Origin of the sequence: Xanthobacter lutulentifluminis (assembly GCF_043194675.2) — a bacterium.
GTDB lineage: Bacteria > Pseudomonadota > Alphaproteobacteria > Rhizobiales > Xanthobacteraceae > Xanthobacter.
Genome location: NZ_CM195525.1, coordinates 4,039,213 through 4,051,489, shown reverse-complemented (window position 1 = coordinate 4,051,489; position 12,277 = coordinate 4,039,213). Strand labels below are relative to the sequence as shown.

14 protein-coding genes are annotated in these 12,277 nt (G+C 69.1%); 3 read left to right on the top strand and 11 right to left on the bottom strand.

All coding sequences use genetic code 11. From position 1 onward, the window contains the following. The first annotated feature begins 42 nt into the window (after positions 1-42). On the top strand, positions 43-738 hold the full coding sequence (locus V5F49_RS18810) for a VIT1/CCC1 transporter family protein (RefSeq protein WP_394117861.1): 696 nt from the start codon (positions 43-45) through the stop codon (positions 736-738). 255 nt (positions 739-993) lie between these two features. Here the strand turns inward: V5F49_RS18810 and V5F49_RS18805 are convergent, their stop codons facing one another. From V5F49_RS18805 to V5F49_RS18790, 4 genes are all read right to left on the bottom strand, one after another. Then, entirely contained in the window at positions 994-1,398 is a 405-nt protein-coding gene (locus V5F49_RS18805) for an EAL domain-containing protein (protein WP_394117860.1), read from the bottom strand. Between the two features lie 221 nt (positions 1,399-1,619). Continuing rightward, entirely contained in the window at positions 1,620-2,126 is a 507-nt protein-coding gene (locus V5F49_RS18800; RefSeq protein ID WP_394117859.1) for a YciE/YciF ferroxidase family protein, read from the bottom strand. Positions 2,127-2,197: 71 nt separating this feature from the next. After that, entirely contained in the window at positions 2,198-2,464 is a 267-nt protein-coding gene (locus tag V5F49_RS18795) for a con-10 family general stress protein (RefSeq protein WP_394117858.1), read from the bottom strand. Positions 2,465-2,653: 189 nt separating this feature from the next. Further along, on the bottom strand, positions 2,654-3,946 hold the full coding sequence (locus V5F49_RS18790; RefSeq protein ID WP_509210713.1) for a hypothetical protein: 1,293 nt from the start codon (positions 3,944-3,946) through the stop codon (positions 2,654-2,656). A 211-nt stretch (positions 3,947-4,157) separates the two neighbouring features. Between V5F49_RS18790 and V5F49_RS18785 the strand changes: the two genes are divergently transcribed. Both V5F49_RS18785 and V5F49_RS18780 read left to right on the top strand, forming a co-directional pair. Next, positions 4,158-5,000, top strand: a complete 843-nt coding sequence (locus tag V5F49_RS18785) for an alpha/beta fold hydrolase (RefSeq protein WP_394117856.1) — start codon at positions 4,158-4,160, stop codon at positions 4,998-5,000. 175 nt (positions 5,001-5,175) lie between these two features. Then, positions 5,176-5,763, top strand: coding sequence for a L,D-transpeptidase (locus tag V5F49_RS18780; RefSeq protein WP_394117855.1), 588 nt, complete (start codon positions 5,176-5,178; stop codon positions 5,761-5,763). 77 nt (positions 5,764-5,840) lie between these two features. Here the strand turns inward: V5F49_RS18780 and V5F49_RS18775 are convergent, their stop codons facing one another. The 7 genes from V5F49_RS18775 to V5F49_RS18745 form a co-directional block, all read right to left on the bottom strand. Beyond that, positions 5,841-6,047, bottom strand: a complete 207-nt coding sequence (locus V5F49_RS18775) for a cold-shock protein (RefSeq protein WP_394117854.1) — start codon at positions 6,045-6,047, stop codon at positions 5,841-5,843. A gap of 418 nt (positions 6,048-6,465) precedes the next feature. Beyond that, positions 6,466-7,497: an ABC transporter substrate-binding protein gene (locus V5F49_RS18770; protein WP_394117853.1), complete on the bottom strand. Its 1,032-nt coding sequence runs from the start codon at positions 7,495-7,497 to the stop codon at positions 6,466-6,468. A 44-nt stretch (positions 7,498-7,541) separates the two neighbouring features. Next, positions 7,542-8,351 carry an ABC transporter permease gene (locus tag V5F49_RS18765; RefSeq protein WP_394117852.1) on the bottom strand — a complete coding sequence of 270 codons (810 nt, stop codon included), beginning with the start codon at positions 8,349-8,351 and terminating at the stop codon, positions 7,542-7,544. Beyond that, the gene (locus V5F49_RS18760) at positions 8,351-9,142 is read right to left on the bottom strand and encodes an ABC transporter ATP-binding protein (RefSeq protein ID WP_394117956.1); all 792 of its coding nucleotides are present in this window, start codon (positions 9,140-9,142) and stop codon (positions 8,351-8,353) included. Before V5F49_RS18760 ends, V5F49_RS18765 begins: the two co-directional genes overlap by 1 nt. A 208-nt stretch (positions 9,143-9,350) precedes the next feature. Then, positions 9,351-9,851, bottom strand: a complete 501-nt coding sequence (locus tag V5F49_RS18755) for a DUF2165 family protein (RefSeq protein WP_394117851.1) — start codon at positions 9,849-9,851, stop codon at positions 9,351-9,353. Positions 9,852-9,929: 78 nt separating this feature from the next. Next, the gene (gene infA / locus V5F49_RS18750) at positions 9,930-10,205 is read right to left on the bottom strand and encodes a translation initiation factor IF-1 (protein ID WP_012115181.1); all 276 of its coding nucleotides are present in this window, start codon (positions 10,203-10,205) and stop codon (positions 9,930-9,932) included. A 127-nt stretch (positions 10,206-10,332) separates the two neighbouring features. Continuing rightward, positions 10,333-12,003, bottom strand: a complete 1,671-nt coding sequence (locus V5F49_RS18745; RefSeq protein WP_394117850.1) for a DEAD/DEAH box helicase — start codon at positions 12,001-12,003, stop codon at positions 10,333-10,335. Positions 12,004-12,277 lie beyond the last annotated feature (274 nt).

Sequence of the window (12,277 nt, the reverse complement as noted above, 5' to 3'; positions counted from 1 at the left end):
GATGCCCCCATCGGTCCATCGTCTTTTCCCGCAGGTATCGCCATGACCCCTACTCACCGCGAAAATCACCTGATCGAGCGCATTGGCTGGCTGCGGGCCGCAGTCCTCGGCGCCAACGACGGCATCATCTCGACAGCAAGCCTCATGGTGGGCGTCGCGGCCGCCTCGACCAATTCGTCCGAGATCCTGGTCGCGGGCGTGGCGAGCCTGGTGGCCGGCGCCATGTCGATGGCGGCCGGCGAATACGTCTCGGTCAGCTCCCAGGCCGATACCGAGAATGCCGATCTGCAGAAGGAGCGGCGCGAGCTCGCGGAGGACCCCGAGAGCGAGCTGAACGAGCTGACGCAGATCTATGTGCGGCGGGGCGTCGAGCCGGCGCTGGCCCGTCAGGTGGCGGAGCAGATGACCGCCAAGGATGCGTTCTCCGCCCATGCGCGCGACGAGCTCGGGCTGGCGGAGCACGTGGTGGCGCGCCCGATCCAGGCGGCGCTGACATCGGCGGTCACGTTCGCGCTCGGCGCCGCGATCCCGCTCATCATCTCGCTGCTCGCGCCGACGGCCCAGATCGCACCCATCGTCTCTGGCGGGTCGCTGGTCTGCCTCGCGGTCCTCGGCGCGCTGGGCGCGCGGGCGGGTGGCGCGGCCATCTGGAAGCCGACCATCCGCGTCACGTTCTGGGGCGCGATCGCCATGGCTGCGACGGCGGCCATCGGCACACTGGTCGGGCACGCCATCTAGCGGCTCCCCCGGGCGCTCGGTCGTCACGCCCGCGACGTGCCGACCAGTCCGCCGAACAGCGCGGCCCACTGTCCGGCGGCGGCGTTCACGACCGAACGGGTGTGTTGCCCCATTCGGCCGTGCCGACCGGGCACCGGTCTCGTGCGGGGAAGGTCAGCAAGGACTGCGGCCATGATGACCGCATCGGGATTTCCGCTCGTCCACGTGCGCTCGACCGAAGCCGCCTCCAGCCCCCCGCGCGCGGCGGGCCCAGCCCTAGTGGTGGCGCCGGCCGCGTCCGGGGCCGGCTTTTCTCGGTGGCGCAGATAACGCCGCCCCGCCGAGGCGCAGCTCGAACTCCCGCGCCGGCTCGGGCCGTCCGAACAGATAGCCCTGTCCCAGCGGGCAATCGCGCTCGGCCAGGCAGGCGCGTTCGGCCTCGCTCTCGATGCCCTCCGCGATGACCTCCATGTCCAGCGCCCGGCCCATCTGGAGGATGGCGGCGAAGAAGACGCTGTCGGAGCCGATCATGTTCACGGCCGCCATGGGCACGTTGAAGATGCGCAGCGCCATCTCGACGAGAGGGGTCAGGTCCGCGAGCGGTCCCTGTCCTGCGAGGCAAGAGCTGTCGAGCGCGGCAAGCCGGTCCTTCTCATGGAGAGGCACAGGCGGACATTTCATCCCATCCCCCTTTCGCCCGCTCTATACGGAGCGAAACCGGGTGTTATTGCTCCCCAAAGCAGCACAGAGCCGATTTGAACGCGACGCTCCGGTGCGGCGGGCGGGCGGCGCCCGCTGCGGCCCCGATCCAGCCCCACCGCAACAAAAAGCCCCTGCGGAAAGCAGGGGCGAGTGACGGCGCGGGCCTCAAAACGGGCGGTGCGGGGGTGGCCGCCGGGAGGCTACTCGGCCGCCCGCATGTTGAGCTTCGCCTCGGCGATGGCGGTGAGCTTGCCGTCGGCCGCCTTCTCCTCTTCCAGCGTGCGCTCCAGGATCGCCGCGCAGTCCGCCCGCCCCAGACGCCGGGCCCAGGAGACGAGCGTGCCGTAGCGGGTGATCTCGTAATGCTCCACCGCCTGCGCGGTTGCCGCCAGAGCGGCGTCGAGCACCTCGGGATCCCCCACCTCGCCTGCCACGTCCTCGGCCTCGGAGATGATGCCGTCGATGGCCGGGCATTTCACCGTCTCGGCGGCGACGCCGTGCATCCGGAACACCTCTTCCAGGCGCCGCACATGCTCCTCGGTCTCGCCGAGGTGGAACTGGAACGCCTGGCGCAACGACGTGCTCTGCGCCTTCTCGATCATCTCCGGCAGCGCCTTCAGGATGCGCCGCTCCGCGTAATGGACGTCACGCAGCGTGTGGACGAAAAGGTCGTCCATGGTCTTGATATCCTTGGAAAAGAAACCCATTCCTGCCTCCTCGGGATTGGTGCTGACGGCTGGCGCTCCGGCGCCCGCGGCACCGGCGCGCCAGCGGCCGATCAGCGCTGGCCGCCCTTGCGGCCGGCTTCGGAGGCGAGATCGGGGTCCTGCGAGAACGAGCGCTTCTCATCCGGCGCGCTCTGGCCGCCCTTGCGGCCGGCCTCGGAGGCGCGGTCCTTGTCGTCGGCGAAGCTGCCGGACCCACCCTGCTGGCCGCGGCCATGCTCCTGCTGGGTCTGCTGGCGCTGTTCCCCACCCTTCTGGCCGGCCTGCTCGGCGCGCTTGCGCTCGTCCTCGTTCTGTCCGCCCTGCTGACGATTGTTCATGAGACGATCTCCTTCTTGTATCCCCCGTCAGAGCAACGGACCCCGGGAACTATGGTTCCGCCTCGTGAGCCCGGACAAAGAAAGATAAAATGCACAACAAAAAAGGCCCCGCCGACGACCAGATGGTCGATACGGCGAGGCCTACGGTCGATATGATACTGTCAGCGCGAAGTATTCTGCTGCACCGCCTCAGTTCTCATCAGCGTGACTGGGATCATCGATGGCGATATTCAGGCAGGAGAGACTGTCCTCCGGCTCATCGAACGAAGCCTGGGTGAGGAAGCCGCACCGCGTGCCCTCTGCCGCCGCGATGTAGGACACGAGGCGCTGGGTGATGCCCGCCACCTGCGCCGAATCGTCGGTCGGCTTGAAGGCGGCGTCGGCCGGCGGCTGCGGGCCGGATTTCTTCGCGCCCTTCAGCTCGCTCACGGCGGGAATGAGGGAGATGGTGTCGGCCGCGTCGGTGGGCGTCACCACCGGCTGGAGGGTCAGCGTGAACTGGTCGAAGCTGCCCTTGCCGAGGCGCGTCGCCTCGGCCTCGCCGGTGACGGTGGCGCGATAGACGGGGCCGCTGTCGCCCGGCACCACCTGGCCGGAAAGGCGGAACTTGCGCGGGCCCGGCGCGCCCGCATCCGGCGCCGCGCCCGACAGCAGCCGGCTGAGCACCGTCTCCGCATAGCCCTTCAGCTTGGCCTCGGACACCTTATCCCCGTCCGCGAGGCGCGCGCGCGGCACCACCGCCAGCGCCATCTCCCCGCACAGGGAGGGGAGCATGACGGCGGAGACCTGCGGCAGGCGGCGAAGCTCCTCCGCGATGCGCGCCTCCGCGCCCACCGGCACCGCAACGTCCACGGACACGTCGTCGCCCGAGCGGGCGGCGAGGCGCAGGCGGCTCCAGGCGTCCTTCAGCTTCACCTTCGTCGTGCCGCCCTGCTGGGGCACGACGATGAGGTCGAGGTCGGCCAGCGCGGCGGGGGCGTCCGCCGTCGCGGCAAGATCCTTGGCGCGCAGCTCCACCGTCAGGCCGCCGTAGACGAGGCCGCACCAGTTGTCGGCATCGTGCTGGAGCGCCAGCGCCGGGCCGGAGAAGCCGGCCTGCGGACGGAACAGGCTCACCGCGTCGAGCCCCGGCACACTCGCCGTCTCCTCGAAGATGCGGTGGAGGCCGCGCTCGTTCTCGCTGAAGGCGAGGCTGTAGGTCTCCCCGCCCTGGCCGACGGTGAGCTTCAGCACCCCGTTTGCGAGCGTGCCCGAGAGCGGCAAGGCGGGACGCGGATCGCCCACGGGCGGGACCAGCGTTCCGGTAACCTTGCCGCCGTTCACATCGAGCGTCGCGATGGCGATGCGGTAGGGATCGAAGAAAGGCAGGCCGGTGGCCATGTAGCGATCTGCCGCCCGGGCTGGCGCGCCGAGCGCGACGCCCGCGCAGGCCGCAAGGGCCAACAGGCCGGCTCTGGAAAGGAGGTGACTGCGCATGGTCAAGGACCCCTTCTGGGACTTCCGCTGTCGCCGCGCTCTATAGCACCCCGCCGCCGCCCGCCAAAAGCCGCCCCGGTCAAGCTCGCGCCGCGCCGTGGCGTCCGCCTCCAATCATGAGCCGGCTCACCTCTTGCGTGAAGACGCGCGCGCAAGCTGGTCTCCGGAGCCCATTTCCGGCTTCCGGCGAGCCGCGGAAATGCTCTAGGGATAGGCCATGAGCCAGCCCCTGCCCCCGCCCCGCGCCGCCCGCATCGCCACGCCCGACGGCATCTCGATCGCCGCCGAGGCGCATGGCGCCGCCGCCGGCCGCGACATTCTCTTCATCCACGGATTTTCCCAGTCCGGCCTGTGCTGGACCCGCCAGACGACGAGCCCGGCGCTGGCGGGGTGCCGCATGGTCACCTACGACTTCCGCGGCCATGGGGCCTCCGACAAGCCGGCCGACCCCGCCCGCTACAAGGACCCCGCCCTGTGGGCCGGCGAGGTGGATGCGGTGATCCGCGGCTTCGGCCTGGAGCGCCCCATCCTGGTCGGCTGGTCCTACGCCGGGCGCATCATCGGCGACTATCTGGCGGCGTTCGGCACGGGCGCCATCGGCGGCATCGTGTTCGTGGATGCAGCCACCGCCAACGAACGGCGCTTCTACGGCAGCTGCAACCGGCTGATGCGGCAGATGTGCAGCCCCGACCTAAGGGAGAACGTGCGCGCCACCCGCGCCTTCCTCGGCCAGTGCTTCGCCGCGCCGTTGCCGCAGCCGCTGTTCGACCTGCTGTTCGGCGTGAACATGGTGGTGCCGGTGGAGGTGCGCGCGGCCCTGTTCGACCGGTCGTCGGACTATGAGGCGGTGCTGCGCGCGGTGGACGTGCCCACGCTGGTGGTGCATGGCGCCCGCGACGTGGTGGTGGCCCCGGCCATGGCCCGGCATATCGCCGAGCTGGTGCCCGGCGCGCGGCTCGACCTGTACGAGGACGCGGGGCACGCGCCGTTCCTGGAGGCGCCGGAGCGCTTCAACGCGACCCTCGCCGCATTTGCCGCGGAGGTAGCCGGCAAGGTCTAAGCGTGGCCGTGAGGCCGCAGGGCACCACAAAAGCGCATCACAGGTCCGTGCGAGCGGAACCGCTTCGCCACAAAGCGGTTGCAGTCATGTCCATTTTGCGGCGACAAAATTGCGTTCTTGCGCAATTCGTCCGTCCCCCGAGTGCATCCTTGTTCCTCAGCCGAGCAGCAGAACCATGACGCACCTCAAGACTCTCGCCCTTGCCGCCGTGGCGGCCACCATCGCGGCGGCCGCTCCCGCCCGCGCCGATGACCGCTACGACATCTTCAACTTCAACAAGCTCTTCGGGGGCGGCAACACCGCCTATGTGGGCGGCTCCTCGTCCGTCGGACGGCAGATGGCCTCCATCGATCCGAAGTACGCCCCCGGCACCATCGTCATCAGCACCTCCGAGCGCCGGCTCTATTATGTGACCGCGCGCGGTCAGGCCATCCGCTACGGCATCGGCGTGGGGCGGCAGGGCTTCCAGTGGTCCGGCGTGAAGACGGTGAGCGCGAAGAAGGAGTGGCCGTCCTGGACGCCGCCCTCGCAGATGCTGAAGCGTCGGCCCGACCTGCCGCGCTACATGCCCGGCGGCATCGACAACCCGCTCGGCGCCCGCGCCATGTATCTCGGCTCCAGCCTCTACCGCATCCACGGCTCGAACGAGCCGGAGACGATCGGCCAGGCGGTGTCCTCGGGCTGCTTCCGCATGACCAACGAGGATGTGGTGGACCTCTACAACCGCGTCCACGTCGGAACGACCGTGTACGTCCTGCGCTGAGCCTGCCCCGGACATGCGAAAGGCCCGGCCGTCTCGCGACGGCCGGGCCTTTGCTTTGTCCGGATGGAACCTGCGCGTCAGAGCGCGGCGAGGTTCGCAGCCTTGTTCTTGCCCCGGTTGTCCGGGACCACGTCGAACGACACCTTCTGGCCGTCGTTCAGCCCGTACATGCCGGACCGCTCCACGTCGGAGATGTGGACGAACACGTCGGGGCCGCCCTCATCCTGCACGATGAAGCCGAAGCCCTTCTGGGCGTTGAAAAACTTGACAGTACCCGTGGCCATGGCGGCCTCCTGTAGAACGCCCGCGGGTCTGACCCGGAGGCGCCGATCGCCCCGGCGACACGCGGCGGGAGCCGCGGCGCAACGGGACGCAGTTCAGGACGAGTTCGCTGAAGGGAGGCTTTTGCGTCGCGGCCCGAAGGAAACGAAGAAGAGGCCGTCGACGAACTTGTCCGCTCGGCTCGCCCCTCCGCAAATCCATGGAAATGGAAAGCGGAGGAACGAACACCCCGTGCCGCGGTATCATGCCTGAGCGGGATCGGAGTACATCCGTCCGTCTCCCGGAAGCATCGGCGCTTGCAACAGCGCCCACATCCGTCGGCTGGGGTTGATGGAGAGATAGGCGCGAAAAGCGGCGGTTCAAGGGCGCCGGCGAAGATTTTTCACCGCCGCCCTTTTGCATTGCAACGTAGCGTGGGCGTTATTTGCCGGCAGAGGCCTTGGCTACGAACCGGTCATCGAAGGTTTTCGCCAGATCGATTTTCGCCGCCTTCAGCTCCGGATCAAACTCCACCAGCATGTTGAGCGCATTTTTCATGCCCTGCTCGGGGATGACGCCGGTGCGCGAATAGACCGGCAGGGAGTTCTTGACCGCATTGAGATAGAGCGCCTTGTCGCCCAGGAGATATTCTTCCGGCACCACGGCCGCCACATCCTCGGGCGTCGCCGTCTTCAGCCATTGCAGGGTCCTGTAGAAGGCGTTCACCAGCTTCTGCGTGGTGACGGGGTTCTCGGTGACGAAATCGCGCTTCATGTAAAGCACGGCGGCCGGATTGGCGCCGCCGAAGATCTTGTCGTTGCCGGCCTCGGTGCGGCTGTCGGCGAGCACCACCACGTCGCCGTCATCCTCGAGCTTGGTGATGACCGGATCAAGGTTCGACATGGCGTCGATCTCGCCGCGCTTCATCTGCGCCACCGCCGAGGCTCCGCCGCCCACCCCGATGAAGGCGACGTCCTCCGGCTTCAGCCCGTCCTTGGCCAGCAGGAAGTTGACGAAGAAATTGGTGGAGGAGCCGGGCGCCGTCACGCCGATCTTCGCGCCCTTCAGGTCCTTCACCGACTTGATCGGCCGGTCCTTGCGCGCCACCAGCACGATGCCGGGGAAGCGGCCGAGTTCGATGACAGAGACGATGTCCTGCCCCTTGGCCTGCATGCGGATGGTGTGCTCGTAGGCGCCCGTCACCACGTCGATGGAGCCGCCGATCAGCGCCTGGAGCGACTTCGCGCCGCCGCCGAAATCGTTGATGGTGACGTCGAGCCCCTCGTCCTTGAAGAAGCCCTTCCGCTCGGCGATGGTGAGCGGAAGGTAATAGAGCAGCGGCTTGCCGCCGACGCCGAGGGTGAGCTTGGGCTTTTCCGCCGTCTGCGCCCTGGCCGGCGTCGCGACCGGCGCCCCGGCGAGCACCAGCGCCACGAGCGCGCCGATGGCCGGAGCCAGCTTCATGATCCGCATGTGATCCTCCCGTTTTATGGTTGCGGGCCGTTGCCCGTTCTGTGTCAGCCCCCGGCCGCAGGGGCGGGTCGCCAGACCAGCAGCCGGCGCTCGATGGCGCTGACCGCCGTGTCGATGACGATGACGAACAGCGCCAGCACCAGCATGCCGGAGAACACGCCCGTCACGTCGAACACCCCTTCCGCCTGATGGATGCGGTAGCCGAGCCCGGCAGCGGAGCCGAGATATTCGCCCACCACCGCCCCCACCAGCGCGAACCCCACCGCCGTGTGGAGCGAGGAGAACATCCAGGTCAGCGCCGAGGGCCAGAACACGTTGCGCATGAGCTGGCGCTCGCTCATGCCCAGCATCCGGGCGTTGGCGAGCAGGGTCGGGCTCACCTCCTTCACGCCCTGATAGACGTTGAAGAAGACGATGAAGAACACCAGCGTCACCCCCAGCGCCACCTTCGACCAGATGCCGAGGCCGAGCCACAAGGCGAAGATGGGCGCCAGCACCACGCGGGGCAGCGCATTGGCCATCTTCACATAGGGGTCGAACACGGCGGCCAGCAGCGCTTTGCGGGCGAACCAGAAGCCCACCACCACCCCGCCCGCCGCGCCGATGACGAAGGCCAGCGCCGTCTCCAGCAGGGTGATCCCGAGGTGGTACCAGATGACCCCGGTGTAGAAGTCCTTCCAGGTCCGCTCGATCACGGCGAGCGGCGTGGAGAAGAAGAAGGGATCGAGCGGGAAGAATGGCTTCGGCGAGAGGGCGGGAAGGCTCACCTTCACGGTCGAGCCGAAATGCCAGACCGCGAGGATCAGCACCGCCACCAGCAGCTGGAGGCCGATCAGGGACAGGCGCGCGCGCATCAGCCCACCGCCTCCGACTGCCGATAGCCCTTCACCACCTCGTCGCGCAGCGCGTCCCAGATCTCACGGTGCAGGGCATGGAAGGCGGGATCGAGGCGGATGTCGATGCCGCGGGGGCGCGCCAGCGGCACCCGCCAGGCGCCGATGATGCGGGAGGCCGGCCCCGCCCCCATGATGACCACCCGATCGGCGAGCGCGATGGCCTCCTCCAGATCATGGGTGACGAACATCACGGCCTTGCGGTCGGCGCTCCACAGGTCCAGCAGCAGGCCGCCCATGATCTGGCGGGTCTGCGCGTCGAGCGGGCCGAACGGCTCGTCCATCAGGAGGATCTTGGGATCGCGGATCAGCACCTGGGCGAGGCCGACGCGCTTCCTCTGCCCGCCGGACAGCATGTGGGGATAGCGGTCGGCGAAGGCGGCAAGGCCCACCCGCTTCAGCCAGTCGAGGGCGGCGGCACGGGCCTCGCGGCGCGGCGTGCCTGCGACTTCCAGGCCGATGGCCACGTTGTCCACCGCGCTCTTCCACGGAAACAGCGCCTCGGCCTGAAAGAGATAGCCGGCCGCGCGGTTCAACCCGGACAGCGGCGCGCCGAGCACGCTCACCGTGCCGGCGGCGGGGGTGAGGAGGCCGGCGGTGGCGTTCAGCAGGGTGGACTTGCCGCAGCCCGTGGGCCCGACGATGGCGACGAACTCCCCGTCCGCAACATCAAGGTCGACGCCCTCGACGGCGACGAACGGGGTGGCCGCGCCGGGTGCCGGGAAGGCGATGCGCAGCCCCCGCAGCGCCACGGCGAGGGAGGCGTCTCCCGGCGCCACCTCGCGGCCGCCAGCGATCACGCTGAAGGGTGGGGACACGCAACTCCTCCCGCTTCCTGCGCGCCGCATGCGGGCGCCCGTCCGGTTGGCCGGATCAGGGGCAAAGGTAACGGCGGAAGCGAAAGAGGCAAGGCCGACGCACGATCAACCGGCGCGCCACGAACGAACTGGAGGGCAGCGCTCAGCCGGCGTCCGGCTCGCGCTCCGGCAGGGCCACGAGGATCATGACGCCCAGCACCGCCACATAGAAGCGGAAGGCAGCTTCCTGTCCGTTCCAGTCGTGCGACTGCCACATGGCGAAATACTCGCCGGCGACCACCATGAAGCCGAGGAACCAGAGCAGGAAGGCAAGGGTGCCGCCGATATAGGCGAAGCGCTTGGCGCGCTCGAACCGCGCGGCGGGAGCGGAGAGGCGGGCCAGCATCTGCACGGCGCCGATGGCCAGCAGCAGGCCGCTCGCCGCCTCTGTGGCGATGATGGCGGCGTAGGCGAGGCGCCATGCGGTCGGGTCGACGATCGCACGGTGCATCAGCGCGTTGTTGGGGAAGGTCGTGTCCATGCTCATCACATGGCGCACGAACTCGTAGTTGGACTCGTAGTCGGCCAGGTTGCCGTAGGCGACCATCAGGCAGAAGCCTGCCAGCGCCGCCACCATGATCGCCTTTGCAAGCCGCAGTTCCATGGTGCCGTCCCCCTCGGCGCATCCCGTCGGCGGATGATATCCGCTTGCGCCCGGCGGTCGACCCGCCGGCGCGGCGCGTCAGCGACGGCGGAAATTCTGCTGGCGGCGGGCGCCGGGCGGCGGGGCGTTGCCCTCGGCCTTGTGGCGGAAGTTGATCCGGCCGCGATCGAGATCGTAGGGAGACATCTCCACCACCACGCGGTCGCCCTCGATGGTGCGGATGCGGTTCTTCTTCATCTTGCCGGCCGCGTAGGCCAGGATCTGATGATCGTTGTCGAGGCGCACCCGGAAATTGCCGTCCGGAAGGACCTCGGTCACCGTACCCTCGAACTCCAGCAGTTCTTCCTTCGCCATATAGTCGTCTCCAGCGGCCCCCTCGTGCGGGGCGGAATTTGGCGGGCTTATCTCACGAAAACGCCCGGTAGCCCATAGTCCAGTTGGGCGCGGAGCGGTTTTTGGCCGCCACGCGCCCGAAAAAGCGTCAGCGCGCGGGGCGCTTCATCTGGCCGTTGCCGGGACGCGCGTCGCGACGGGGCTCCTGACGGCCCTCCGGACGCGGACCGCGCCCGGGAACCGCCTGCATGAAGCCGATGCCGCCGAGCTCGCTGCCGAGGCGGTTTTCGCCGCGCTCGCCGCGCGGGCTGCGATCGCCCCGCGCCTGCTGGCCGGCGCCCTGCCCACCGGAGCGGTGGCCGCCATGACGGCCGGAGCCGGCCTCCTCGGCGGTGCGCTCGCGGTCGGCCGGACGACCCTCGCCGCGCGGCTTGCGGGGACGCTCGCCCTGCGGACGGGGCTGCTGCTCGCCGCCGCGGGACTGTCCCTCGCCGCGGCCTTCACCACGCCCCTGGCCGGAACGGGCACGCCCCTCGCCGGAGCGGGCCTCGCCGCGCTCGCCGTTGCGGGACCGCTGGCCGCGCTGGCCCTGCCGGCCGCCGGGGCGGCCGATGTAGTCGTTGCGCTCGGCGGTCTCGTCCTGCTCGTCGAGGATGATCGGCGCCGCATCGGGAATCGCGAAGCGCGCACCGCTGCCGCGTCGGTCGGTCATGGGGATCTGCAGCTTGATGAGCCGCTCGATGGACTTCAGGTACGCCCTCTCCTCGTGATCGCAGAAGGAGATGGCGATGCCCTCGCGGCCGGCGCGCGCGGTGCGGCCGATGCGGTGCACGTAGCTCTCGGGCACGTTGGGCAGGTCGTAGTTGATGACGTGGCTCACGCCGGTCACGTCGATGCCGCGGGCGGCGATGTCGGTGGCCACCAGCGTGCGCACGGTGCCCTCGCGGAATGCCGCCAGCACGCGGTCGCGCTGGTTCTGCGACTTGTTGCCGTGGATCGCCTCGGCGCGGATGCCGCTCTTGGCGAGCACGCGCACCACCTTGTCGGCGCCGTGCTTGGTGCGGGCGAAGACGAGGGCGCGGTCGATCTCCTCGGTGGAGAGCACCTCGGCGAGGAGCGAGCCCTTGTTGGGCTTGTCCACCAGGATCACGCGCTGCTCCACCCGGTCAGCGGTCTTGGCGACGGGGGTCACCGCCACGCGGGCCGGATTGTGCAGCATGGAGCCGGCCAGCTCGGAGATGGCCGGCGGCATGGTGGCGGAGAAGAACAGCGAGTGCCGCTTGTGCGGCAGACGGCGCACGATGGCGCGGATGGCATGGACGAAGCCCATGTCGAGCATCTGGTCGGCCTCGTCAAGGACGAAGGCCTCCACCTGGTCGAGCCGCACCGCATTGTTCTCGACGAGGTCGATCAGGCGGCCGGGGGTGGCGACCAGAACGTCCACGCCGCGTGCCAGGGCGCGGATCTGCCGGCCCATGGGCACGCCGCCGATGGCGAGCGACACCGAGATGCGGGCGTGGCGGCCGAACTTCTCGAAATTGTCCACGATCTGGCCGGACAGCTCGCGGGTGGGCGACAGCACCAGCGCGCGCACCGACTTGGGCTCAGGACGGCGCGGATGGCGCACCAGGCGATCGAGGATGGGGAGGGCGAAGGCGGCGGTCTTTCCAGTGCCCGTCTGGGCGATGCCGATCAGGTCACGACCGGCGAGAATCTGCGGAATGGCCTCGGCCTGGATGGGGGTGGGAGTGACGTGCTGCGCCTCGGTAAGGGCGCGAACGATGGGCTCGGCGAGGCCGAGGGTCGAAAAAGAGGTCAAGCTCTGACTTTCATATGCGAACGACACCGGCGCACGCGTCGGGCGCGGCGCAGCTCGCGGGGAATGCGACATCCCGCGTGGCTAGGGGTGTCCGAGGGCAAAAGTTGAATTCGGGCAAAGCCGCTCGTGATGCTTCTCAAGGATCGGAAGCTCCGGCGGTCTCCGCTACGCGGCCCGGGCGCGCTGCGGGAGAAATGGGCCTCCGGCGCGCGTCGAGAGGCATATGACGCATCCCCATGACGATTTCAAGGCGGCCGCCCCTTTTTCGGCCGCA

Coding starts and splice junctions, on each gene's coding strand:
- V5F49_RS18775 (WP_394117854.1), bottom strand. CDS start 6,047: ATGGCCACGGGTACTGTCAAGTTTTTCAACGCCCAGAAGGGCTTCGGC.
- V5F49_RS18770 (WP_394117853.1), bottom strand. CDS start 7,497: ATGCGGATCATGAAGCTGGCTCCGGCCATCGGCGCGCTCGTGGCGCTG.
- V5F49_RS18800 (WP_394117859.1), bottom strand. CDS start 2,126: ATGGGTTTCTTTTCCAAGGATATCAAGACCATGGACGACCTTTTCGTC.
- infA (WP_012115181.1), bottom strand. CDS start 10,205: ATGGCGAAGGAAGAACTGCTGGAGTTCGAGGGTACGGTGACCGAGGTC.
- V5F49_RS18765 (WP_394117852.1), bottom strand. CDS start 8,351: ATGCGCGCGCGCCTGTCCCTGATCGGCCTCCAGCTGCTGGTGGCGGTG.
- V5F49_RS18805 (WP_394117860.1), bottom strand. CDS start 1,398: ATGAAATGTCCGCCTGTGCCTCTCCATGAGAAGGACCGGCTTGCCGCG.
- V5F49_RS18755 (WP_394117851.1), bottom strand. CDS start 9,851: ATGGAACTGCGGCTTGCAAAGGCGATCATGGTGGCGGCGCTGGCAGGC.
- V5F49_RS18795 (WP_394117858.1), bottom strand. CDS start 2,464: ATGAACAATCGTCAGCAGGGCGGACAGAACGAGGACGAGCGCAAGCGC.
- V5F49_RS18810 (WP_394117861.1), top strand. CDS start 43: ATGACCCCTACTCACCGCGAAAATCACCTGATCGAGCGCATTGGCTGG.
- V5F49_RS18780 (WP_394117855.1), top strand. CDS start 5,176: ATGACGCACCTCAAGACTCTCGCCCTTGCCGCCGTGGCGGCCACCATC.
- V5F49_RS18785 (WP_394117856.1), top strand. CDS start 4,158: ATGAGCCAGCCCCTGCCCCCGCCCCGCGCCGCCCGCATCGCCACGCCC.